The organism is Methylobacter sp. Wu1 (genome assembly GCF_036553575.1).
Taxonomy (GTDB): domain Bacteria; phylum Pseudomonadota; class Gammaproteobacteria; order Methylococcales; family Methylomonadaceae; genus Methylobacter.
Window position 1 is genome coordinate 18,753 of the sequence record NZ_JAZHOC010000056.1, and the last position, 22,374, is coordinate 41,126.

Genomic DNA, 22,374 nt, shown 5'->3' on the forward strand with positions numbered 1-22,374 from the left:
ATTTAAGTTAAAAAAGTTATAATTCCGCGTCTAAATAACAGGAATACCTATGATAGTTGATACAGTGATCCATGCGCGCTGGATTATACCCGTTGAACCGGAATCCGTAACTACGACTCCTTCCGTATATGAATACCATGCCCTGGTTATCGATGGCGGCCGGATTATCGACTTGCTGCCCTCAGATGTAGCCAGACAAAAATACCAAGGTACGACAACAGAAAACCTGGAAAGTCACGCCTTGCTGCCCGGTTTCGTCAACAGCCATACGCATGCGGCCATGACACTGCTGCGCGGCATCGCCGACGACCTGCATTTGATGGACTGGCTGCAAAACCATATCTGGCCTCTGGAGCAGAAATGGATAAGTGAAGCGTTTGTGCGCGACGGCACCGATCTGGCTATTGCCGAAATGATTCTGGGCGGCACGACCTGCTTCAATGACATGTATTTCTTTCCCGAGATCACAGCGCAACAGGCCCTGCATCATGGCATACGCGCCAGCGTCGGCCTGATCGTGATCGATTTTCCGTCAGTCTGGGCCGAAAACAGTGAAGCCTACATCGAAAAAGGCCTGGCCCTGCACGATCAGCTCAGCCATCATCCGCTGATCTCGACGCCGTTCGCCCCGCATGCGCCGTATACGGTCTCGGATGAGCCGTTGAGCAAAGTCAGAACGTTTGCCGATGAACTGGAACTGCCCGTGCACATGCATGTGCACGAAACCCTGCACGAAGTCGAACAGGCACAGCAGGCAACCGGGCAGCGCCCGTTGCAACGATTGCATGAACTGGGCCTGCTCAGTCCATCATTCATAGCCGTCCACATGACCCAGCTGACCGATGACGAAATCAATCTGGTTGCCGAAACCGGCGCGCATATCGTGCACTGTCCCGAATCGAACCTGAAGCTGGCCAGCGGCTTCAGCCCGGTCGCCAAATGTCTGGCGGCGGGCATCAACGTCGCCTTGGGCACCGATGGCGCGGCCAGCAACAATGACCTGGACATGCTCGGGGAGCTGCGCACCGCCGCGCTGCTCGGCAAAGCCGTTGCCAATGATGCCAGCGCCATCCCGGCCATGACCGCTTTGCGCATAGCCACCATCAACGGCGCCAAAGCCCTGGGTCTGGATCATGAAATCGGCTCGCTCAGCATCGGCAAATCCGCCGATGTCATTGCCATCGACCTGTCGCAACTGGAAACCCAGCCCCTGTATTGTCCGGTTTCACAGATCGTCTATGCCGCCAGCCGCCAGCAAGTTACCGACGTCTGGGTAGCGGGCAAACGCCTGTTGAAACAGCGCAATCTGACCACGATCGATATGACGGATTTAAAACAGAAGCTCGACGAATGGCGGCAACGCTTGTCGGCATGAGCAACCAGTAATGACGAATAACCTACTAATATAGTACACTAATAGCCATCCAACACACGGTTCATAAGATGACAGCATCAGACAACGTACATCTGCACGAAATCAACAAATTCGGCTCAATGGCCGAACGCTGGTGGGACCCGCAAGGCGAATTCAAAACCCTGCACGACATTAATCCGCTGCGCCTCCAGTTCATCCAGCAGCATGCGGAAATCGCCGGCAAGCGCATCGTTGACGTCGGCTGCGGCGGCGGCATTTTAACCGAAGGACTCGCCAGACTTGGCGCCGATGCGCTGGGCATTGACCTCAGCGAAGAACTGATCGATATCGCCGATCTGCATGGACTGGAATCCGGCGTCAATACGCACTATCAGAAGATCAGCGCCGAAGCGCTGGCGGAGCAGCAGCCTGAAAGCTTCGACCATGTCACCTGCATGGAAATGCTCGAGCATGTGCCGGACCCCGGCTCTATCATCAGCGCCTGCGCCCGGCTCGTCAAGCCCGGCGGCATGGTGTTTTTCTCGACCCTGAACCGGCAGCCGAAAGCCTATCTGCTGGCCATTGTCGCGGCTGAGCACGTGCTCAGAATGCTGCCCAAAGGCACCCATGATTTCAAAACCTTCATCAAGCCGTCGGAATTGAGCCAGTCCGCCCGCAGCGCAGGCCTTGAACTGCAAGGCATGGTGGGCATCGAATACAACCCGTTCACCAAGCGTTTCAGCCTTGGCAACGACATCGATGTCAACTACCTCGCCGCATTCAGACGGCCCGAGTAGACGCCCAATGTCGACCGACTTCAAATTAGCCTGCGTTTTATTCGACCTGGACGGCACACTGGTCGATACCGCGCCCGATCTGATCGCCAGCCTGAACAAGGCTTTGGCCGAGCATGGCTTTTCAACCGTCGCGCCCGAAGCTATCCGCCCTTTTATCTCCTATGGCGGTGCAGCCATGGTCAGGGAGAGCATGGGCGCCGGTACCGATCAGGAGATTCAGGCTGCTGTTTTAAAGAGCATGCTCGATTACTACCAGACCAATATTGCCGAACATACGGCGTTTTTCTCGGGCATGGCCGAAACACTGGGCATCATCGAAGCGCTGGGATTGAAATGGGGCGTCGTGACCAATAAACGCAAGCGTTTTACCGACCCGCTAATGGAAGCGTTAAAACTGACAGCGCGGGCCGCCTGCATCGTCAGCGGCGATACTACGGCCAACAGCAAGCCGCACCCTGAACCGATGCTGGAAGCCTGCCGGCAGGCCGGCGTTCAGCCCCAGGAATGCGTTTTTATCGGCGATGCCGTTCATGACATTGCGGCCGGAAAAAATGCCCGGATGAAAACCCTGGCCGCACTGTACGGTTACCTGAAACCGGGCGACATGCCGGAAACCTGGGGCGCCGATGCGCTGATAGAGTCGCCCGAACAAATTCCAACCTGGATAGAGTCATTCACATGCCGCTAACTCATCACGTCATTCTTATCACCGGTGCAGGCGGCGGCCTGGGAAGCACGGCGGCGCAGGCCTTGGCCAAACAGGGTGCACATATTATCCTGCTCGATAAAAGCATCTCCAAACTGGAAAAAACTTACGACGCCATCGTAGCCGCCAACGCGCCGGAACCTATTATTTATCCTTTCGATCTGGCGGGCGCCAATGAAGTGGACTATCAGGAACTGGCCGACAGAATCGACGAAAAATACGGTTCCCTGCAGGGCGTTCTGCATTCGGCCGTGGAATTCACCGCATTCTCGCCTATTTCAGTCACCAAAACCAAGGACTGGGGGCATACGCTGAACGTCAATCTGAATGCGCCTTTTCTGCTGAGCCGCGTGTTGCTGCCGGTGCTGAATAAAAGCGCGCATGCCTCGATCGTCTTCACCTCCGACTCATCCGCCAGAAACGCGCCGGCCTTTTCCAGCGCTTACGGCGTATCGAAAATAGCAATGGAAGGCTTGGCCAATATCCTGGCCGAAGAACTTGAAGCCTTCAACAAAATACGCGTCAATACCTTAGTGCCCGGCCCTGTTGACTCGCCGCTAAGAAAGCGCGCTTATCCGGCGGAAGACAAACACAAGCTGCCCGCCATGGAATCCCTGTCCCCCGTTTATGTCTATTTATTTGGCGCCGAAAGCATTGGCATTACCGGCCAGATTATAGACGCCCGAACCTTTAATCTATAACTGAACTATTATGGCAGAAAGAGAAACCGTTGTTTTAACCCGCGATGTCAATGTTGTCACTATACCGGACGGCAATACCGGAACTTTGAGCAAAGGCCATCAGGTTACTATTCACCAGTCTCTCGGCAACAACTACACCGTCGTAACCGAACACGGCCACATGGTTCGCATTGCCGGCGTCGATGCCGACGCGCTGGGCAAGGATGAGCATCAACTGCACACCCTGGTCAAGGATACCAGCCCTGAAGCGGTTGAAAAAAACTGCTGGGAAGTCATGAAAACGGTTTACGACCCGGAAATTCCGGTCAACATCGTCGACCTGGGCCTGGTTTACTCCTGCCAGGTCACGCCGACTGGTGAAGGGCTCAACGACGTGCACGTCATGATGACTTTGACAGCACCCGGCTGCGGCATGGGGCCTGTCATCCAGAGCGATGTGGAAAAATGCATCCGCGCGCTGCCCGGCGTCGCCAGCGTCAATGTCGAAATCGTGCTCGATCCGCCCTGGTCGCGCGAAATGATGTCGGAAGTCGCTCAGTTGCAGCTAGGCCTGTATTAAGCAAGCCCGAACAGGCTCGACACGAACGTACGCGAACTTGCACAACCTGGGCCTGGACCTGATATTTCCCGGCGGCTGCATGATGGATGCTATATTCCGGCCGCCGCCATCCCTCACCTTTCTTCAGGACTATTAACCGGGAAACGGTTTTCATCCCGGCTACATTGCCGCTACGGCATGCACTCGGAATGTTGTTTTTCCGGCAACTCTCCCTATTCATCAATGTTGTCCTCTGACCCTATTCAATCAGATTATCAGCATTTACTGACATTATTATAATTTTTGCATGATTGTATAAAACTATCGGGTACTGTAAAAATTACTGTCACCGTCAATTTATACACATGAACCATGACACTCTTCCCTTGGGACCCAAAATTCACTACCGGTATTGATAAGATTGATACACAGCATAAGCGGCTGTTCAATCTAATCAATCGGTTGAATGAGGTCATTGCCATGGGAGAAGCGCAGCAGGTCCTGATCAGAACATTAGATAAACTGGTCGCCTATATCTATTATCATTTCGATGCCGAAGAAAATTTCATGCGTCAAAATGACTATCCTGAACCGCTCTTTCTGGAGCATCGGGTAAAACATCAGGAATTTGTTAAAAAAATTGCCAAAGAGCAACTCCGGTGTGCAATCAACCCGAAAAGAATCTCGCTGGAACTGCTCAATTTTTTTATGGATTGGCTCACCGACCATATACTCAATGCCGATAAACAGATGGCGTTAACAATGCTTGAAGTCGAGCAAGCTGTCGGCGAAACCAGCGCATGCTACTTCATCAAAGACACTTCCGGCAGTGCGCCACAGGACAGCGAAAGCCAATTCACAACGTTTGTCGATCATCTGCCCGTCTTTATCTGGCTCAAGGATGAATGTAACCGGCTTATTTACTGTAATAAACACTGGCAGCAAGTCACTGGTTTAACGGCCAGCGACTATTCAACCGACGCATGGCTGAATTACATTCACCCGGATGACTGCAATCGATTACTGGCCGAATATGCCCGAGCGTTTAAAGAAGGCTCAATAGTGCAGATTGAATACCGGTTGATTGCCCGTGATGAGACCTGCCTTCATGTTTTAGAAACCGCGGCTCCCAGAAGGTTTGAAAATAACGAGTTTGCCGGCTTTATCGGCTGGGGCATGAATATTTCCAGGCAAAAACAGATTGAAGCGGCACTGGCTTTATCTGTGGCTCAACTTGAAGAAACTTTAAGAAAACGAACCCAGGAATTGCAGCAAATCCATGAAAAGTTTAATCGAAAAAAGGAAGCGCAACGGGTTTTACACCGAAAATTGAAAGAAACCCAAGGCCGCCTGATACAGTCAGGAAAGAAGCCGCGGCAGGACCGCTGACTGCAGGCATTATTCATATTATCCAGGGTCATCAAAGGACACAGATCAGAGTCTATTTGCCGATTAATCTATTTTGTCCGCCAACTGCCCTCGTTTCGTAAATGCCTGATACCAACGCCTTGTCTCCAGAAAGTGTCTGAAGAAAAACCATTAGAAAACAGTCATTCTGATGGAGAAATTATGGACGCAGACAAAGCGCACTTCTGCCATAATCAGTAAACTACCGCCAGCTTCGTTTCCGCGCAGATAAACGAAGGAATGACTGGACAAGCAAGTCGAAACTAAATAATTGCAGAGAAGTGGTGATCAATTATGACAACGAGAGAACAAGACCAAAAATTCATGGACATGGCTTTTGAGCAAGCGCAAAAAAGCTACGACGAAGGTGGTTTGCCTATCGGTGCGGCAATGGTTGAAAACGGCAAGGTTTTAGCCGTAGGCCACAACAAACGCGTTCAGGAAGGCGACCCGATCGCGCATGGCGAAATGGACTGCCTGCGGCAAGCCGGGCGGCGCAGCAGTTACAAGGCCGTTACCCTGTATACAACGCTCAGTCCCTGCATGATGTGCGCAGGCACCATTGTTCAGTTCGGCATTAAACGCGTTGTCGTTGGCGAAAACAAAAATTTTCCCGGCAACATTGAGTTTTTAAAAAGCCATGGCGTCGAAGTAATCTTGCTTGACGATGAACGGTGCATCGAACTGATGGCCCGTTTAATCCGGGAAAAGCCGCAACTTTGGAATGAAGATATCGCCGTGGAATAAGCCGGTCGCCTAAAAAGTTATCAGCCCCTGCAGTCGAACTGGCCCAGTCACGTCCGCTGACCAGCTTATAAGGTTGCTTATAGGACTTATATAACAGGTCAGCGGACGTGACTGGCGTTAACGCCGTCTGGGCTTGTGGCTTTTCACTTCGGGCTCGGTTATAACCGATCTTTCCTCTTTAGCCATACCGGCGAATTCAAACAACAGATCCAGTTCTTTATCGGTCAGTTCATAAAAAGCCTGCGTTTTCAAACGCTCCGGCAGCACCACAGGCCCGTAACGCAGACGAATCAGCCGGCTGACAGTGACCTCCTGCGATTCCCACAAACGCCTGACCAGCCTGTTGCGGCCCTCGGTCACAATGACGTGATACCATTTATTGGCCCCTTCGCCGCCGGCAAAATGGATCTCGTCAAACTTGGCCTTGCCGTCTTCCAGTTCCACGCCCTGCTTGAGCTTTTCCATCGTCGCATCCGATACTTCGCCCAGAATGCGCACGGCATATTCGCGCTCCACGGATGTGGACGGGTGCATCAAGCGATTGGCCAGCTCGCCGTTATTGGTCACCAGCAATAATCCCGAGGTGTTGATATCGAGACGGCCTACCGCAATCCAGCGGCCCACCGCCAGTTCCGGCAACTGCGAGAATATGACGGGCCGGCCTTCCGGATCGCGGCGCGTAACGACTTCACCGGTCGGCTTGTGGTACAGCAGCACGCGCGTAGGCTGTTTGCCGAATTTTTCCCAGTGCACGACCCGGCCGTTGATCTGCAAAAAGTCCCCCGGCTTTAAACGGGTGCCTGGGGTGACATCTACACCGTTCAGCTTGACCCGTCCTTCTTCTATCCAGCGCTCGATTTCCCTACGGGAACCGACGCCGCCGCGCGCCAGTACTTTTTGGATGCGTTCGCCTTCTGCCGGCTGATCCGCATCGGTCTTTTTGGGTGCCTTGGCCGGCTTGGTTTTGCTGAATGGTTTCCGTGCATCTGAACCGTCGCGCCGCGGCGCTTTTTTATAATGTTCGCCCGCCGCCGGTTTAGCGCGATCGGTCTTTTTCGGTGCCTTGCTGTTATTCGGCTGTTTCTGCGAACTGTTCGCTGGTTTCTTGCTCTTCACTCTTTACCTGCATGGGTTGTTGCCCGTTGTCCACCGACAAATCAAGATTTTGAATCTCCTGTAAAGTCGGCAGCTCTTCCAACGCGGCAATATTGAAATAATCCAGAAATTGTTTGGTCGTGCCGTAAACCGCGGGCCGCCCCGGCGCTTCCTTATACGCCACTATGCGCACCCACTCGCGCTCGATGAGCGTCTGCATAATGCTGCTGCTGACGCTGACGCCGCGAATATCTTCGATATCGCCGCGCGTCACCGGTTGACGGTAGGCGATGATAGCCAGCGTTTCCAGCAAGGCGCGCGAGTATTTGGGCGGTTTTTCCTCAAAAAGCCGCGCCACCCAGCGCGACAGTTCCTGCTTGACCTGGAACCGATAGCCGCTGGCCACTTTTTTCAGTTCGACAGGCCTGAACCGGTATTCTTCGACAATGGCGTCGATGGCCGCCTGAATTTCCGGCAATTCCGGCTGTTCGATCTCGGGAAAGACCTGTTGCACCTGTTTTGCGGTCATCGGTCTGCTGGCAGCGAATAAAATGGCTTCGACTATGCGTTTGATTTCCATGTTGAATTCCGGCTGCTCACTGACGGGTAGCGGTTCGGGTAATTGTATGGGTTGATATTGTCGGCGTCGATTCTTGTGGCTGACGTAGGCTCTAAGTCTGTCTAGATCGACAGGCGGCCCTTCAACAGGCTCGGGAATAATTGAGGTATCTGAATCAGTCGCAAGATTGGGTACCGGTTTGGCTTTTCTGGGCTTTCGCTCTTTTTTTGGCTCAGGCGGCGCTGCCGGCTCTTCTGACTCGAAGCCCGGCAATGGCGTCTGATTCGATGATGTCGATGAGCCGCTCTTTGCTGAGTTCGAGGATGGCCAGAAACGAGACAACGACCCCTTGTCGTCCTTCTTTTCGGATAAATAATTGCGAGAAAAGGAGACTATTTTCTCCTTCAAGTTTTTCCAAAATGGTTGCCATTCGTTCACGGACAGATAACGGTTCTTTGATAATTTGATGGTGACTAAGCTGTTCTACGCGTTTCAGTACATCCTGAAACGCCAGCAACAGTTCTCTTAACTGAACATCAGGTAATATTTTCTCGACGTTGAGCGTGGAAACATCAACTGGCGTTTCAAACAGATCACGCTCAATCCTGGGCATCAGATCGATTTCCTCGGCCGCATTCTTGATCGCTTCATATTCCTGCAATCTGCGGATCAGCGTGGCTCTGGGATCTTCTTCCTCGTCTTCCGCTTCCGGCTGTCGGGGCAGCAGCATCCTGGACTTGATCTCCGCCAGCAGCGCGGCCATCACCAGATATTCGGCCGCCAACTCCAGATTCAGCAACTCCATCATCTGTATATAAGCGACATACTGATGCGTAATCTGGGCGATCGGTATGTTGAGAATATCGAGATTCTGCCGTCTGATCAAATACAGCAACAAATCCAGCGGCCCCTCGAAAGCCTCCAGAAACACTTCCAGCGCATCGGGCGGAATGTAGAGGTCTTCCGGCAACTCATTGAACGGCGCGCCATGAACTATAGCGATGGCTTGCGGCTCCTCCAGAACCTCGGCTGTATTTTGATTCATCTCAAAAAACTACAGTCCGGCAATCGAGAAAAACAGCTGCTGAACAATATACATCGGATAAGCCAGAATCGCGCCCAAAGCGCCTGTTGCCAACAACAGCAACAGAATATAAAAACCGTAAGGCTCCAGCTGGTTGTATTTCCAGGCCAGCCGAGAAGGCAGAATGCCGGTCAGAATACGGCTGCCGTCCAGCGGCGGAATCGGCAACAGATTGATCAGCGCCAGCACCAGATTAATGGAAATGCCGGCAATGCCCGTATAAATCAGCGGCAATGATAAGACTTCCATGTTCAGCGCAACGCCTATGCGCGCGCACAAAGCCCAGCTGATCGCCATCAGCAGATTGGATACAGGCCCTGCCAGCGCGACGATCGCCATATCCCGGCGCGGATTCTTGAAATAGCGCGGATCGACCGGCACCGGCTTGGCCCAGCCGAAAATAAAGCCGGTCCCCGTGATCAATAATATGCCCGGCAAAATAATGGTGCCGACCAGATCAATATGCTTTATTGGATTCAAGGTCAGCCGGCCCAGCATGTAGGCGGTGTTGTCGCCGTATTTTCTCGCAACCCAGCCGTGAGCGACTTCATGCACGGTAATCGCGAAAACCACCGGCAATACCCAAACCACTATACGCTGCAGCAGCGTCAATTCATTCATCATAATTTGCTTTCCTGTATCAATCGAGCATGGGGGCAAGTCCCTTGCCCTGTCTGACAATTTCGCAGCCACTGCCGGAACATTCGATCATGGTCGTCTGCTCGGAGGCAATGATGCCGGCGTCGATGACCAGGTCCAGCTCATGTTCAAGCCTGTTTCTGATCTCGTAAGGATCGGTGAGCGCCTCGCTGTCGCCCGGCAATATCAGCGTGGAACTCAGCAAAGGTTCGCCCAGTTCCTGAACCAGCAATTGCGTGACGGGATGATCGGGAATGCGTATGCCGATCGTTTTTTTCCTGGGATGCTGGAGCCTGCGCGGGACTTCGTGCGTAGCGCCGAGAATGAACGTAAACGGACCCGGCGTTAAAGCCCTGATCAACCGGAAGGCATCATTGCCCATCTTGGTGAAATTCGATACCTGCGCCAGGTCATTGCAGACCAGCGTCAGATTGTGCTTCTCGTCCAGCTGCCTGATGCGGCGAACCCTGTCCAGCGCCTGTTTATCGTCGATCTGGCAGGCAATCGCATAGGATGAATCCGTCGGGTAGGCGATGACGCCGCCTTTACGAATGATGTCCACAGCGCGGTGTATCAAACGCAGCTGCGGGTTCTCGGGATGAATTTCGAAATATTGAGCCATTGCCTGATGCGGAGGTTGCAAACGATGAGCTATTATACCGTATTATCGCTCCGATTCTTTCTTTGCGACTTTGTCGCGCAGATAAACCGGCATGGCCTTTTCGACATCGACCGCCAGTCCCTGTTCGAAACCGTATGCGCCCAAACGCGCAACAGCGCCGGCACGCGGCAATAAACCGGTCTCGCAGCGTTCGACGAACCCTGCCAGCCGAGCCATCAATAGGTCTTGATAGACGCCCCAGCCAGAACCGACGCCAACGCCGGCCAGCGCCGGAAACTCGACCCGTTCGGCCGGTGTCACGGCTTCCTGGCCCAGCAGTTCGGCATAGCCCCGCTCATCGCGCCGGTAAACGCCCCAGAAAATCTCGCCCATGCGCGCATCCATGGCCGTGAAGGAGATATTGTCATCGCAGCTATCAAAAAAATCCTGCGCGATGGCCGCCAGCGTGGACACGGGCACGACCGGCAGATCGGCGCCGAAGGCGATGCCCTGGATGATGCCCGTGGCGATACGCACGCCGGTAAAACTGCCCGGTCCTCGGCTGAGCGCCAGGGCATCGAGCTGCTGCGGTTTGAGCCCTGCTTCGGCCATCAAACCATCGATCATCGGCAATATCAGCCGGGTATGTTTCTGGGGCGATATTTCAAACCGCTCGGCCACGGCCCCGTCTATGAACAGCGCCGCCGAACAGGCTTCGGTGGATGTTTCTACCGCTAGTAATTTCATTTTTCAGTCTCTTGTTGAAAGAATGCCCGCACGTCCTCGATATCGCGCGTGCGCTTCATGGGCGGCACGCTGTCCAGAAAAATCTGGCCGTAGGACCGCTTCAACAGGCGCGGATCGCAGACCATCAGCACGCCCCTGTCCTTGACGTCGCGGATCAGGCGGCCTATACCCTGTCTCAGCGCAATCACGGCGGCAGGCAGCTGGTGTTCGAAAAACGGATTGCGGCCCTGCCGTTCCATGGCGTTCAGGCGCGCTTTCAGCACCGGATCGCCGGGCGATGAGAACGGCAGTTTGTCGATGATCACGCAGGATAAAGCTTCGCCGCGCACATCGACGCCTTCCCAGAAGCTCGAGGTGCCCAGCAGAACAGCGTTGCCGGCCTCTTTGAACTGTTCCAGCAGCAGCCCTTTGGGACGGCTGCCCTGCACCAGCAACGGGTAATCCAGCTTGTCCTTCAGCAGCATTTCGGCCTGTTTCAGCGCGCGGTGACTGGTAAACAGGAAAAATGCCCGCCCTTTGCTGGCCTGCAGGACCGGCAAGGCGAAATTCATGATGAGCGGAATAAACTCGGGATCATTCGGCTGCGGCAAGCCTTTGGGATGATAAAACAGCGACTGGTTGGCGTAGTCGAACGGGCTGCCCCAACTGGCGCTGGCCGCATTGGTCAAGCCCAGGTTATTCGAGAAATGATCGAACTTGTTCGCCACGCTCAGCGTCGCCGAGGTAAAGATCCAGACGGCCTGATGCCGCTGCATGAACGAGCGGAACTCGGCCGCGATATCGAGCGGCGTCCGGCTCAACGTAAAGCTTTTCTTGTGGATCTCGTACCAGCGTATCCATTTGCCGCTGTCGTCTTCGATGATGATCTTCAATTGCTGAAGCAGGTCTTCGGCACGCTTGAAGCACGACTCCAGCCCTTTGGTCTTGACCGAGGCTAGCTCTAGCTGGTCGGTCAGGCGCTGCAGTTGCTCTTTCACGGCGTTCAGGCCGGCGGTTATTTTGGGATTGTTTTCAATCTCGTACCATTCGCCGCGCTTCAGCTCGATCCCGAAAGCCAGGCGCAGATCCCTGACTTCATGGTCCAGATCTTCACAAGCCGTGCGCAGGGCCGGTATGTCGGTGGCATCCTTGAAATACTCGACCAATGCATCACTGGCCAGATCGCTGAGCTGCCTGCCGCCTATATTGATGCCAAGAAAGTTTGAAGCGGTATCGGCCAATTGATGCGCCTCATCGATGATCACGATATCGGCATCCGGCAGCAGCTCGCCGAAACCGCTGTCGCGTATCGACCAGTCGGCGCAGAGCAAGTGATGGTTAACGACCAGAATTTCGGCTTCCTGCGCTTTCTTGCGGGCTTTGACCATAAAACACTCGGCATAATCGGGACAATCCTGCCCCAGGCAATTTTCTACCGACGAGGTGGCCTGATACCAGATGGGATCGGCCTCGGCAACCTCGGACATTTCCGAAACATCGCCGATTTTGGTGCGCTGCGCCCAGGACTTGATCTTTGCCAGCGCCGCCGCGTCGTCCTTGCTGAAACCCAGGGTCGACTCAAATGCGTTCTTTAGCCGATAGCTGCATAAGTAATTGCTGCGGCCTTTCAACAGCGCAGCCATGAAAGGCTTTTTAACGGCCCTGCGGATAACTGGCAAATCCTTATTGAACAATTGATCCTGGAGGTTCTTGGTGCCGGTTGAAATAATGACTTTCTTGCCCGATAAAATAGCCGGCACCAGATAGGCAAACGTCTTGCCCGTACCGGTCCCTGCTTCCGCTATCAAATTCTGGCTTTCTTCGACGGCACGCACGATCGCTTCGGCCATCTCAATCTGGGCCGTTCTGGGCTGATAACCTGAAATTATCTTCGATAATGCGCCATCATTGCCGAAGAATGATTCTAATTCTGTCACTTGAGAAATAATAATGCCCGCACGGGCGAACGCGGATGAACCTGTATAAAAGGGAAAATGTACGAAACAGCCTGATTCGCTTGCAGATTATACCGCGATAAATAAAATGCCGATCGTCTGTTTAATCTAAATCCTGCAATTTTAAGGAATCTTATTGGCGCATGATTTATCAACTTAGCAATGCTTGTCTTATTTTTCCGGATTCAGACGGCGATGCTCATTTAGATAATCCCGCCGGTGCATGGGCCCTATTAATATCAGACCGGCTAAAAAGCCGCCGCCATGCGCCCAGAATGCGACGTTGGCTGGTCCGTCTCCACCGAATATACTGCTGAGCAGCTGAATGAAGAACCATAAACCGAGCATATACACAGCCGGAATGACTGCCGTCGTGAGAAAAAAACCTATTGGGATCAAGGTGTAAATAGACGCTCTAGGATACAGCCTGGCGTAGGCGCCCATCACCCCGCCAATGGCGCCAGATGCGCCAACCATCGGCGTGAGCGCTGCCGGATCGGAAGCGATTTGCGCGCCGGCAGCCGCTATGGTGCAAGCCAAATAAAAGATTATAAAGCGACCCCATCCCATTGAATCCTCGACATTATCGCCGAAAATCCACAGGAACCAGAGATTGCTGATGATATGAAACCAGCTGCCATGCAGAAAGGCATGCGTGATCAAGGTTGTGACACTGCCTTTGCCGTCAAGGACACAACCCACATCTTCAACCAGCGGAATAACAGTGCCAGGCGGCACTGTACCGAGCAGATCGCCGGGAATCAGGCTGTAAAGGCAAAATGACTTGATCAGCGGCATAACGCTCCCGCCGCCCTGAATAAAAAGCCATACCGCAATGTTAAGCCCTATAATGATGACGGTCGCTACGGGCGGACGTACTCTCGGATTTTCATCTCTGATTGGAAACATAACCTTTTCCTTAACGATTAGCTGTTTATAATCTAATTGTGCGGTAAATAAATAGGCGTGTCACTACCTAAGAATTTGGTAAAGCGTTACCTGCCGTAAATAACGGTTTCGACCGGCATCAGCACGAATGCACGTTTATATTCGCATACTGGATTCAAAGTTGCCCCGGCTTATAAGGCAAAATGATAGAGGCGTTTATTGACACTATCGATCTTATATAGCGCTTTTCTCGCGGCCGATAACAATTCATCGAGCGTCTTGCCGTTTTTGGGATAAATCGATATGCCGACACGGCCTGATAATGAAAGATTGCGGTATTCCGTTTGTATAGCTTCTTCAATGCCTTTAAGCAGCCTTTCAGATAATAGGCAAAGCTCTTCCTCCGATTGAAAAAACGGCACGAACAAATACACTTCACTGCTATCCAGCTTTACTGCAAACTCGTCTTTTCTGCTCAAGCTTATGATTCTGTTACAGATATCATTCAACAGAGATTCGCACTCCTGACGCCCCAGCGCGTGATCCATGCTTAAGCAATCACCCACGAACACATCAAGAAAGGCTATGCGCATACCGTATCTATCGGCTTTCGTTTTAAAGAAAGAGAATAGCCTTTCCAGCTCTGCCCTGTTGATTAATGCAGGCGGTGCCGACGGGTCATCCTGAGCCGTCTTTATGGCTTGCTGTTCATCTTTGGCATTGTCAATTTTTTGCTTTTCCACGGCATCAAGTTGAGCTTTTTCAACATCTGTGTCCCTATTTTTGCCGAATAGCCAGCCCCAGGCCTTGCCGATGTCATCAAGCCCTCGATGTGATGTCTTTTTTTCCATAACTCTCCTTATTCTTCTAAAAAAACCGCTCTCGGTGCGATCGCATCAGCCTTTCTGCCAATACCGGCAGACAGAAGCCGCCTCAATCAAAAACCCGTCATTCATATGCGCCTATTTCAGCTAAGCATCCATTATAGTAAAAACAAATCCGGCCATTATCTATCCGTATCATTATCTAAGTGATCCTACGAATACTTTTAATACATTTGATTCGCTATAAATAGCCATAATCCTGTTCAGGTTTTTGCTCACTCGCCAGCTCATGTTGAATAGACTTGATTATCAACGATGCGGATTAGTTGCGGATTGAGATAAACCTGCGGCAATTTAAACCGGCCGGCGGTTAACCGCCGCCGGAAAGATATCAGCAAACATTAACATGCGCCTGCGGAACTTACCGATATGACAAAAATCATTAGCGAAAAGCCCAAATCGTCTATTGGCTCCACCGATATAAGCGTCTTTTATCATGCTATTGAAGCATCCCGATCATTATACTTAAGGCATAGAACAAATGGCTGATCGCATTAATAGACCGCAAGTCGGAGCGCCTGATCCAGAATTAAACACCTCGCCGATCCTTGAAGAGTATCCGTTGGAAGCCCAGGATTTCAAACTTCAGCAACCCGGTGCCAAGAGCTGCCTGTTCAATAATAGGCGATATGATCATGGCGCCTATGTCTGCAGCGGCGACAATTTATTGCATTGCGATTACGGCGTCTGGATAAAAGCCGGCTCCTGTGATCCCGACAACATTTAAACAACCCAAACCATGCCGTTATTGATCAATGAATTCCAATACCGGGCATATCATCACCTCTAAAGGTTTCTAATCATGCATAAATTATCTGAATTCCAGGTCAACAATTTCAAAAGGCAGTTAAAAAGCCGCTATATGGAGCTGCGCAATGAAATACGCGAAGAACTGCTGTCTTATGACAATCAACAATACAGGGAGTTGGCCGGAGCGGTTCATGACTCAGGAGATGAATCGGTAGCGGACCTTCTTGTTGATATCAACCTCGCCAGCATAGACCGGCACGTGCATGAAATAAACGATATCGACGCCGCACTGATGCGCATCGCCGAGGGCCACTACGGCATCTGTATCGAGTGCGATTCGCCCATAGCGTTCAAGCGTCTGCTGGTCTACCCCGCCGCAAAACGCTGCATTGTCTGCCAAACGCTTTATGAAAGAACCTATGCCGCCAGAATAACGCCTGACCTGGAAGTCAACCTGTAAAACACGCCTGTATGGCGCAGGGATTGTTTGAGCCCGATTTATGACTCATTGACGCGCAATCCCTGCTGCGCCGGACAGCCGGTTATCCTCGACTATCTTATCAATCAGGGCATCGGCTCCTTCGAGCTGGGCATCATAAACATCGGTCATATACGTTCCCGGCGGCGTCGTAGTCAAAGGCTCCAGCACCGAGCGCCCCGGCTTTCGAGTATCGATGCGCGCGATTGCCGAAAGCCCGGGACGCAACGGATGCGCGCGCAGTTCCTCCGGATTCAGGCTTATCCTCACGGGCACGCGCTCGCTGATATGGATATAGTTGCCGGTGGCGTTTTCCGGCGGCAGCAGGCCGAATACGCTGCCGGTGCCTGCGCCCAGGCCGAGCACCTCGCCGTGATAGACCACATCCGTCCCGTACAGATCAACGGTGATTTCGACCGGCTGTCCCGGCTGCACGAAAGTCAATTCACTTTCCAGAAAGTTGGCCTCTATCCACAAATAATCCAACGGCACGATGGCTAGCAACGGCGTATCCGGCCGCACCTGTTCACCGGGCTGAATGCTGCGCTTGGCGACGAATCCCGACACCGGCGCCACGATGTCCTGCCTGACCCGGTCCAGATAGGCCCGTTTGAGGGCGGCGGCGGCCTGCTGGACCTTGGGATTGCCAGCCAGTCCGGCGCCATGCACCAGGGCCTCGGCCCCGCTCAGTTCGGCGCGGATCTGCCTGATGGCGGCTTCGAGTTCGAGGACGGCGAACTGCGTATCCTCGATCTGCTGCGCCGAAACGGCGCCGTCTTCGGCCACGCTGCGGTAACGCGCGAGGTCGCGGCGACTTCGATTGAGCGCGGCTTCCTTTTCGGCAAGCCGCTGGCGCAGCGTCTCAACCTTGCTGAACAGGATTTCAACCTGACGCACGGCCTCGGCCAGATCGGCCTGCGCCCGCTCCAGTGCAACCTGGGCATCCAGGCCATCGAGACGCATCAGTACGTCGCCCTCGCGCACGTATTGCGTATTGTCGACGCGCACATCCACGATCGTGCCGCTGGTCTGCGCCTTCAGCGAGGCCAGATTGCCCGTGACATAAGCGTCGTTGGTAACCACGAAATGCCGGCTATGGAACTGCCAGTAGCTCAAATAAACAAGCCCGGCCAGGCCGGCTACCGAGGCGACCAGCGTCAACCGGCGCGCCCGCAGATCCCGCCACCGTCGCCGGCGTTTGCCCGCGACTCTCGGCGTCATTTTAAGCGGGCTGATTTTGCTGTCTTGCGTTTTATTCATAACTGGCTTGCCTTGCTTTCGTAACCGCCGCCCAGAGCTTCGATCAGCCCGACCGCCGCCTGAAGATGTTCGGCTTGTAACTCGCTGAGTTTCAGTTGCTGTTCCATCATCTGCATATCAGCCTCGATCTCGCTGTCGCGCGTATTGAGGCCGGCCCGAAAACGTTTTTCGTTCAGCGCTGCTTCCGCTTCGGCGGCGTGCAGCGCCCACTCCTGGGCTTCGTCATGTTCCCGGCTTTTACGCCAGTGCGCCAGCGCATCGGCCACTTGCTGCACCGCGCTCAGCAAGGCCTCGTTATAACTTTCCACCGCGGCGTCGTAACCGGCCTGCTCATTCTTCAAGGAAGCTTCCAGGCGCCCGCCTTCGAAGATCGGCAACGTCACGGTCGGCCCGATCGAATAAGCCACGCTGGCGCCGTTGGAAAGGAACAGATCCTTCAGATTCAAGCTGTGCAAGCCTGCGAACCCCACCAGGTTGACGTCGGGGTAAAATTCGGTTTCGGCGACTTTCACCAGCTTGGCGGCCGCCTTGACCCGCCAAAGCGCCGCGGCGACGTCCGGCCGGTGAGCCAACAGGCCTATCGACAATGACTCGGGCAACGGGAACGGTCCGTGAAAGGCACTCTCTGAGGTTGTGATGGCCTTACCCCAGTCCGGCCCCTGCCCCGACAGCGCGGCCAGCCGGTTGCGCAGCACCCGGGTTTCTGCGCGCAAGCTGGCTTCCCGCTGATGCGCTGCCGCCAGCTTCTGCTCGGCGGCGTGGACGGGGTCCTGCTTGTCAATGCCCTTATCCCGGCGCAGCCTGGCAAGGCGCAGCATTTCTTCGGCATCGGCAATCAATGCCTGAGCCAGCTTGATCTCGTCCTCGGCAGAGCATAAGCGAAAATAGCTGCGTGCGATGGAGGTGCTTAAAATCAGTTTCGCCACGGCCAGTTCCGACGCCTGCGCCTGCTCTCTGCCCAGCGCCGCTTCCAGCGCCGCCCTGTCCTTGCCCCAAAGATCGAGGTGATAGCGAAACACCAGCGGGTCAATATAAGCCCCAAAAGCGGTTGTCCCGCCGGTGGGACCATAGAAGTCGGTCTCGGAGAAATGGCGCAGATGAACGTCGGCGCTGGCTCCCACGCTGGGCAGCATCTCGGCAGCCTGATAATCGGCCACGGCCTGCGCCTGGCCCAGTCTGGCCCGGACGATCCGAAGCGCCGGGCTTCCGCTCAACGCCGTTTCCACCAGACGCCCCAGTTCCGGATTGTGAAAGTCGCGCCACCATTGGGCTCTCGGCCATTCCCTGACGCGCTTTTCGACGGCCGGATCGGCATTCGCGGTTTGCTCCAGGCTCGGCATATCCAGCAATTTTGCTCTGTCGCCGGCCTCCGGCAGCAGAGCGCAGCCATTGCCCAGCAACATCAGGCCGATCAGCAACCCTGTTATTGTTCGACGTTTACCAATCTGTCTGCGCATCGGTTAGGGCTCCTCAACCAGCGCTTCCAGGGCCGTTTCGCGCAAAGCGCGCTTGGGCGAGGGCCGGCGCGTAGGGCCCGTCGGATGCGCAAACCAGACCAGGGCCGCGAGCCCCAGAAATATCCAGGCCGCAAGACGAAACGTGTCATTGAGGCCTAGAATAGCGGCATGCCCGCCTGCCAAGCCGGCCAGCTTGGCTGTGGCAATCTGGCCGTGCATGCCGGCCGCATTCAGGCTGGCGATAGCCTCTCTGCCCAATGTATCGTAAGACGTCAGCGTTTCGATCAATCGGCTCTGATGAAATGCGGCGCGACGCTCCCAGATCACGCCGAGCAGCGGCGATGCGATGCTGCCGCCCAGCACGCGCAGCATGCCGCCCAGCTCCACAGCCTGATTTTGGCGGCGCGACGTCAGGCCGGACAGGAATAGCGTCGTGAGCGGCACAAACAGCCCGCCCAGACAAAAACCTTCCAATACCTGAGATCCGAGCGATTCGCTGAACAAACTGTTGCGCCGGAAAAAATCATAATCGCTGGTCCAGAAGCAAAACACGGCGAAACTCGCCAGATTCAAGCTGGCCAGCCAGCGTGCGTCGAAGTAATGGATGATCCGATGGAAAAAGGCAGCCATGGGCTTGGCCAGAAATAGCAGAGGCAGCAGCACGGAACCGACCATGAATGAGGTATAGCCGGCCACTGATTGCAGGCGCACCAGCAGAATCGACAGCAGGCCGTACATGAGCAGAAAGCTCACGCTCAGGGTGATAGATCCGATGACAAAATTGCGGCGCGCGAACAGGCGCATGTCCAGCAGCGGATGGCGTTCGGCCAGTTCCCAAATGACGAAACAGGCCAGCGCCAGCAGGCCGATGAGCACCAGCGATACGATCAGGCCGGAATTGTACCAGTCTGCATCCTGGCCCTGATTCAGTACCGTCTGCAAACAGCCCAGCGCTACTGCCAACAACAGAAAGCCGATACGGTCAAAGGGCCGTTTCGCAGGTTGAGCCATCCGGTCGGACAGCAAGGCCCAGACCAGCCCTGCCGAAACAAGCGGCAACGGCACATTGAGATAGAACAGCCAGCGCCAGCCCAGCGTATCGGCGATCCAGCCGCCTGCGGCCGGCCCCAGCGTGAACGGGCTCAGCGAAGCCATGCTCCAGAGCGCGACGGCGAAACCTTTTTTGGAGTCCGGATATTCATTCAGCAACAAGGTCTGCGACAAAGGTATCGTCAAGCCTCCGAAAAAACCTTGAAGAACCCGGCCCAGCAAAAACCAGATCAAGTCGTCCGTGACAGAACAAAGCATCGATCCCGAAGCCATCAGCATCATGGCCGCAATAAACAGGCGCACTCTGCCAAAACGCGCCGCCATCCATGAACTGACAGGCAAAGCCATCGCCATGCTGATGAAATAATACGTCTGCATCCAGCTTGCGTGGCTCGGGCTGATCCCTAGCCCGCCGGTGGCATGCAAACTGATGGATGCAAATGCGCCGGTATTGAAAAGCACCAGCATGTTTCCGAGCAGCAATGCGAAGTTGAGCAGGATAAAATGCGTCCCATTCAAGCCGCCCTGGCTCGCCTTGACCGCTTGCCGGCTGTCTGGCTTCGTTGGTGGCAGGACATGCCGCGCTTTTTTGCGGACGATAGTCATGATGGAAACCTCTTATTAGAATATTATGATATCCAATAAGAGCAATTTCCCTGCCAAATTAAAAAAGTTAAAAAATACCCAATAAAATCAAAAAATTATTATCAACTTTCGGCAGAGCGTCAGCGATAAGACGTTACGACTAATTACTTAATATCGTTAAATAACGAAATATCGTAATGATTGCCGCTTTCGCTGACGGATTGATCAATCCTGTACGAGCGCCTGAGCAGGAGATAGCTAGAAAACTGCTCCATGCGTTTCCACATTCGCCGTATTTTCCTGAGACTTGACAATGCTGGAATAATAAAAAACCGCCTTCGGGCTACCCGAGAGGCGGTCCCTGTTGAGCAATCGTGAGTGGTATTCTATGCCGCTAACGACTGAGAGCGCTTGCGATTGAAGCCCAACAATCCCAATACGCCGGAACCGAACAGCCAGACAGCGGCAGGAACAGGCACAGCTGATACCGAATCTGAACTGACGTTATCTATAAAAAGAGTTGAGTTGAATGCAGTATCAGTATGGTTGCTGACAATGAACTTAAGATCAGAAAAATCGCTGAGCGCAGTGAACGAGAAATTCTGCCAGCCGCTGGACTCGCCATCACCCACTGTAGCGACATTTGATACTAAATATTGAGCATCGCCTGCGACTAGAGCGAAATCATTGTAAGGCAAATAATCATCAGTATTGAAACTATAGCTGAACGAGATAACATCGCCGGCTGCCGCATTAACTGTTTGTGATAATGTTGAACCGTTGGTTCCACCATAAGCGCTTGTATCAATACCTAAGAATGTATTTAATACAGCATAACCGCCGGCATCCAGAGTTACATTACCCGCAGTGCCCCAGCCTGTCAGCCCGGTATCAAAGTTTCCGTTTGTAATCGTTGCGGAATTTGCGATTTGACTGACAGACAGCAATCCTAAAATAGCCGCCGCTAATTTCACTTTTTTCATCGTATCCTGCCTTGTTGCTTAATGTTAAAAGTCCATATTTTTTGATACTCTAAAATCTATGGAATCTCACCCCTATGAGCTGATAAGCATTCATAGCCAATATAAAGAATTACTCTACCTGTAGGGGCTCTGCGAGATTATATTTGCCCTCATCGCTTATTTATGTGACAGGCCCCTAAAAACTATTACTTTCCATAGACCTAGTAAAAATTTCAAGCGCATCTAACTGCTCCGCCCCTGGCTGTTTTTTCGAATATCTATTTAGCCGGCAAAACATGAGTTGCTTCTGGTTATGCCGATCTCCGGAATGCTTGGCTCAGAGTATAGGGATACGTTTGACATTGCGGCGGCATCCCTGGCGCTAAAGAACGGTTCTCAGAAATTGAGCAATAAAAAATCGCCTTCGGATACCCGAGAGGCGATTTTCCTGCCGGACAGCAGCGAATTGTCTTTATGCTGCTAAGGATTGAGTGCGCTTGCGATTGAAGCCCATCAATCCTAACAAACCGGAGCCAAACAGCCAGACAGCGGCTGGAACAGGCACGGCTGCAACAGAATTCTCGGCAAAGTAAATATCCTGAATGGCAAAAAAGTTTCCATCCAGTTCAATTCGGCCAATCTTCTCGCCCGCGTTGGCGACGATGCCCCAGAAGCTAAACATGTCTGACAACTGATTGTTAAATGTCGCTGTTAATATATTGGCTTCGTTGTAGATACGAATAGATTCCAGGGGACTACCAAACTCGACCAGTCCGAAGCCGACCCCGGAAACAGTGTATCCGTTGGCCAGAAAATCGATATTAAGAATGCCATTCCATGATCCGTAAGGACCGATTTCCCCCGAGGCGGCATTCACTGATCCAGTATCTGAACCGCCAAAAGCACCTGCCTTTGTCGAGAAAGTCACATCAGTTGAATAGCTCGTACCATCATTATTAGCGGCGCCAGCAAAGCTGATATGGTCATTTTCGGCACCAAGTGCTGTCAGGAAGCCTGATGACGCCGTATTATGGGTATAACCGCCGGCCGAAGCGGTATAAGTAACAAGAGCGGCTTGCGCGGCATTGACTCCGAGCAGGCCCAAGCCGAGCGTGGCAGAACAAAGTATTTTTTTCATGGGAGCTCCTAAA

General features: G+C 53.4%; 23 protein-coding genes. 9 read left to right on the forward strand and 14 right to left on the reverse strand.

Features of this window, described 5'->3' with window-relative positions:
- Nucleotides 1-49: 49 nt before the first annotated feature.
- The 7 genes from V2P20_RS10965 to V2P20_RS10995 all read left to right on the forward strand — a co-directional run bounded on the left by V2P20_RS10965 (nt 50) and on the right by V2P20_RS10995 (nt 6,250).
- The gene (locus V2P20_RS10965) at nt 50-1,375 is read left to right on the forward strand and encodes a TRZ/ATZ family hydrolase (RefSeq protein WP_331818233.1); all 1,326 of its coding nucleotides are present in this window, start codon (nt 50-52) and stop codon (nt 1,373-1,375) included.
- Between the two features lie 68 nt (nt 1,376-1,443).
- Entirely contained in the window at nt 1,444-2,151 is a 708-nt protein-coding gene (gene ubiG, locus V2P20_RS10970) for a bifunctional 2-polyprenyl-6-hydroxyphenol methylase/3-demethylubiquinol 3-O-methyltransferase UbiG (protein ID WP_331818235.1), read from the forward strand.
- A 7-nt stretch (nt 2,152-2,158) separates the two neighbouring features.
- Nucleotides 2,159-2,839 carry an HAD-IA family hydrolase gene (locus V2P20_RS10975; protein WP_331818237.1) on the forward strand — a complete coding sequence of 227 codons (681 nt, stop codon included), beginning with the start codon at nt 2,159-2,161 and terminating at the stop codon, nt 2,837-2,839.
- Nucleotides 2,830-3,558, forward strand: a complete 729-nt coding sequence (locus V2P20_RS10980) for an SDR family NAD(P)-dependent oxidoreductase (RefSeq protein ID WP_331818239.1) — start codon at nt 2,830-2,832, stop codon at nt 3,556-3,558. Before V2P20_RS10975 ends, V2P20_RS10980 begins: the two co-directional genes overlap by 10 nt.
- A 10-nt stretch (nt 3,559-3,568) precedes the next feature.
- Nucleotides 3,569-4,117, forward strand: coding sequence for a putative Fe-S cluster assembly protein SufT (gene sufT, locus V2P20_RS10985; protein WP_194968435.1), 549 nt, complete (start codon nt 3,569-3,571; stop codon nt 4,115-4,117).
- A gap of 351 nt (nt 4,118-4,468) precedes the next feature.
- A complete protein-coding gene (locus V2P20_RS10990) occupies nt 4,469-5,485 on the forward strand; it encodes a bacteriohemerythrin (RefSeq protein ID WP_331818241.1) in 1,017 nt (338 codons plus the stop codon).
- A gap of 312 nt (nt 5,486-5,797) precedes the next feature.
- A complete protein-coding gene (locus V2P20_RS10995) occupies nt 5,798-6,250 on the forward strand; it encodes a nucleoside deaminase (RefSeq protein ID WP_331818243.1) in 453 nt (150 codons plus the stop codon).
- Nucleotides 6,251-6,367: 117 nt separating this feature from the next.
- Here V2P20_RS10995 and rluB read toward each other — a convergent pair whose 3' ends face one another.
- From rluB to V2P20_RS11040, 9 genes are all read right to left on the reverse strand, one after another.
- On the reverse strand, nt 6,368-7,366 hold the full coding sequence (gene rluB / locus V2P20_RS11000) for a 23S rRNA pseudouridine(2605) synthase RluB (RefSeq protein ID WP_331818245.1): 999 nt from the start codon (nt 7,364-7,366) through the stop codon (nt 6,368-6,370).
- Nucleotides 7,320-7,925 carry an SMC-Scp complex subunit ScpB gene (gene scpB, locus V2P20_RS11005; protein WP_331818247.1) on the reverse strand — a complete coding sequence of 202 codons (606 nt, stop codon included), beginning with the start codon at nt 7,923-7,925 and terminating at the stop codon, nt 7,320-7,322. Before scpB ends, rluB begins: the two co-directional genes overlap by 47 nt.
- 211 nt (nt 7,926-8,136) lie before the next feature.
- On the reverse strand, nt 8,137-8,949 hold the full coding sequence (locus V2P20_RS11010) for a ScpA family protein (RefSeq protein WP_331818249.1): 813 nt from the start codon (nt 8,947-8,949) through the stop codon (nt 8,137-8,139).
- 9 nt (nt 8,950-8,958) lie between these two features.
- Nucleotides 8,959-9,612, reverse strand: coding sequence for a site-2 protease family protein (locus V2P20_RS11015; RefSeq protein ID WP_331818251.1), 654 nt, complete (start codon nt 9,610-9,612; stop codon nt 8,959-8,961).
- Nucleotides 9,613-9,628: 16 nt separating this feature from the next.
- A complete protein-coding gene (locus V2P20_RS11020) occupies nt 9,629-10,249 on the reverse strand; it encodes an L-threonylcarbamoyladenylate synthase (protein ID WP_331818253.1) in 621 nt (206 codons plus the stop codon).
- Between the two features lie 42 nt (nt 10,250-10,291).
- Nucleotides 10,292-10,975, reverse strand: a complete 684-nt coding sequence (tsaB, locus tag V2P20_RS11025; RefSeq protein WP_331818255.1) for a tRNA (adenosine(37)-N6)-threonylcarbamoyltransferase complex dimerization subunit type 1 TsaB — start codon at nt 10,973-10,975, stop codon at nt 10,292-10,294.
- On the reverse strand, nt 10,972-12,891 hold the full coding sequence (locus tag V2P20_RS11030) for an ATP-dependent DNA helicase (RefSeq protein WP_331818257.1): 1,920 nt from the start codon (nt 12,889-12,891) through the stop codon (nt 10,972-10,974). The genes tsaB and V2P20_RS11030 overlap by 4 nt, the downstream gene beginning before the upstream one ends.
- A gap of 189 nt (nt 12,892-13,080) precedes the next feature.
- Nucleotides 13,081-13,818 carry a rhomboid family intramembrane serine protease gene (locus V2P20_RS11035; RefSeq protein WP_331818259.1) on the reverse strand — a complete coding sequence of 246 codons (738 nt, stop codon included), beginning with the start codon at nt 13,816-13,818 and terminating at the stop codon, nt 13,081-13,083.
- A gap of 170 nt (nt 13,819-13,988) precedes the next feature.
- The gene (locus tag V2P20_RS11040) at nt 13,989-14,648 is read right to left on the reverse strand and encodes a diguanylate cyclase (protein WP_331818261.1); all 660 of its coding nucleotides are present in this window, start codon (nt 14,646-14,648) and stop codon (nt 13,989-13,991) included.
- Between the two features lie 514 nt (nt 14,649-15,162).
- On the opposite strand from V2P20_RS11040, the gene V2P20_RS11045 reads away from it, so the two are divergent.
- Nucleotides 15,163-15,408 (forward strand): DUF1496 domain-containing protein, encoded by a 246-nt coding sequence (locus V2P20_RS11045; RefSeq protein ID WP_331818263.1) that lies wholly within the window; start codon nt 15,163-15,165, stop codon nt 15,406-15,408.
- Nucleotides 15,409-15,483: 75 nt separating this feature from the next.
- Complete coding sequence (locus tag V2P20_RS11050) at nt 15,484-15,891, forward strand: TraR/DksA family transcriptional regulator (RefSeq protein WP_194968446.1); 408 nt, start codon at nt 15,484-15,486, stop codon at nt 15,889-15,891.
- Nucleotides 15,892-15,936: 45 nt separating this feature from the next.
- Here V2P20_RS11050 and V2P20_RS11055 read toward each other — a convergent pair whose 3' ends face one another.
- From V2P20_RS11055 to V2P20_RS11075, 5 genes are all read right to left on the reverse strand, one after another.
- Nucleotides 15,937-17,169, reverse strand: a complete 1,233-nt coding sequence (locus V2P20_RS11055) for an HlyD family efflux transporter periplasmic adaptor subunit (protein ID WP_331818265.1) — start codon at nt 17,167-17,169, stop codon at nt 15,937-15,939.
- Nucleotides 17,166-18,626 carry an efflux transporter outer membrane subunit gene (locus V2P20_RS11060; protein WP_331818267.1) on the reverse strand — a complete coding sequence of 487 codons (1,461 nt, stop codon included), beginning with the start codon at nt 18,624-18,626 and terminating at the stop codon, nt 17,166-17,168. The genes V2P20_RS11055 and V2P20_RS11060 overlap by 4 nt, the downstream gene beginning before the upstream one ends.
- Before the next feature lie 3 nt (nt 18,627-18,629).
- Nucleotides 18,630-20,282 carry a DHA2 family efflux MFS transporter permease subunit gene (locus V2P20_RS11065; protein WP_331818269.1) on the reverse strand — a complete coding sequence of 551 codons (1,653 nt, stop codon included), beginning with the start codon at nt 20,280-20,282 and terminating at the stop codon, nt 18,630-18,632.
- A 365-nt stretch (nt 20,283-20,647) separates the two neighbouring features.
- Nucleotides 20,648-21,244: a VPLPA-CTERM sorting domain-containing protein gene (locus V2P20_RS11070; RefSeq protein ID WP_331818271.1), complete on the reverse strand. Its 597-nt coding sequence runs from the start codon at nt 21,242-21,244 to the stop codon at nt 20,648-20,650.
- 451 nt (nt 21,245-21,695) lie between these two features.
- Complete coding sequence (locus tag V2P20_RS11075) at nt 21,696-22,361, reverse strand: hypothetical protein (protein WP_331818273.1); 666 nt, start codon at nt 22,359-22,361, stop codon at nt 21,696-21,698.
- Between the last annotated feature and the right edge of the window lie 13 nt (nt 22,362-22,374).

Bases quoted from the DNA above. Each gene is read 5' to 3' on its own strand.
- V2P20_RS10965 (WP_331818233.1), top strand. From the start codon at position 50: ATGATAGTTGATACAGTGATCCATGCGCGCTGGATTATACCCGTTGAA.
- ubiG (WP_331818235.1), top strand. From the start codon at position 1,444: ATGACAGCATCAGACAACGTACATCTGCACGAAATCAACAAATTCGGC.
- V2P20_RS10975 (WP_331818237.1), top strand. From the start codon at position 2,159: ATGTCGACCGACTTCAAATTAGCCTGCGTTTTATTCGACCTGGACGGC.
- V2P20_RS10980 (WP_331818239.1), top strand. From the start codon at position 2,830: ATGCCGCTAACTCATCACGTCATTCTTATCACCGGTGCAGGCGGCGGC.
- sufT (WP_194968435.1), top strand. From the start codon at position 3,569: ATGGCAGAAAGAGAAACCGTTGTTTTAACCCGCGATGTCAATGTTGTC.
- V2P20_RS10990 (WP_331818241.1), top strand. From the start codon at position 4,469: ATGACACTCTTCCCTTGGGACCCAAAATTCACTACCGGTATTGATAAG.
- V2P20_RS10995 (WP_331818243.1), top strand. From the start codon at position 5,798: ATGACAACGAGAGAACAAGACCAAAAATTCATGGACATGGCTTTTGAG.
- scpB (WP_331818247.1), bottom strand. From the start codon at position 7,925: ATGGAAATCAAACGCATAGTCGAAGCCATTTTATTCGCTGCCAGCAGA.
- V2P20_RS11010 (WP_331818249.1), bottom strand. From the start codon at position 8,949: ATGAATCAAAATACAGCCGAGGTTCTGGAGGAGCCGCAAGCCATCGCT.
- V2P20_RS11015 (WP_331818251.1), bottom strand. From the start codon at position 9,612: ATGATGAATGAATTGACGCTGCTGCAGCGTATAGTGGTTTGGGTATTG.
- V2P20_RS11020 (WP_331818253.1), bottom strand. From the start codon at position 10,249: ATGGCTCAATATTTCGAAATTCATCCCGAGAACCCGCAGCTGCGTTTG.
- tsaB (WP_331818255.1), bottom strand. From the start codon at position 10,975: ATGAAATTACTAGCGGTAGAAACATCCACCGAAGCCTGTTCGGCGGCG.
- V2P20_RS11035 (WP_331818259.1), bottom strand. From the start codon at position 13,818: ATGTTTCCAATCAGAGATGAAAATCCGAGAGTACGTCCGCCCGTAGCG.
- V2P20_RS11040 (WP_331818261.1), bottom strand. From the start codon at position 14,648: ATGGAAAAAAAGACATCACATCGAGGGCTTGATGACATCGGCAAGGCC.
- V2P20_RS11045 (WP_331818263.1), top strand. From the start codon at position 15,163: ATGGCTGATCGCATTAATAGACCGCAAGTCGGAGCGCCTGATCCAGAA.
- V2P20_RS11050 (WP_194968446.1), top strand. From the start codon at position 15,484: ATGCATAAATTATCTGAATTCCAGGTCAACAATTTCAAAAGGCAGTTA.
- V2P20_RS11055 (WP_331818265.1), bottom strand. From the start codon at position 17,169: ATGAATAAAACGCAAGACAGCAAAATCAGCCCGCTTAAAATGACGCCG.
- V2P20_RS11060 (WP_331818267.1), bottom strand. From the start codon at position 18,626: ATGCGCAGACAGATTGGTAAACGTCGAACAATAACAGGGTTGCTGATC.
- V2P20_RS11065 (WP_331818269.1), bottom strand. From the start codon at position 20,282: ATGACTATCGTCCGCAAAAAAGCGCGGCATGTCCTGCCACCAACGAAG.
- V2P20_RS11070 (WP_331818271.1), bottom strand. From the start codon at position 21,244: ATGAAAAAAGTGAAATTAGCGGCGGCTATTTTAGGATTGCTGTCTGTC.
- V2P20_RS11075 (WP_331818273.1), bottom strand. From the start codon at position 22,361: ATGAAAAAAATACTTTGTTCTGCCACGCTCGGCTTGGGCCTGCTCGGA.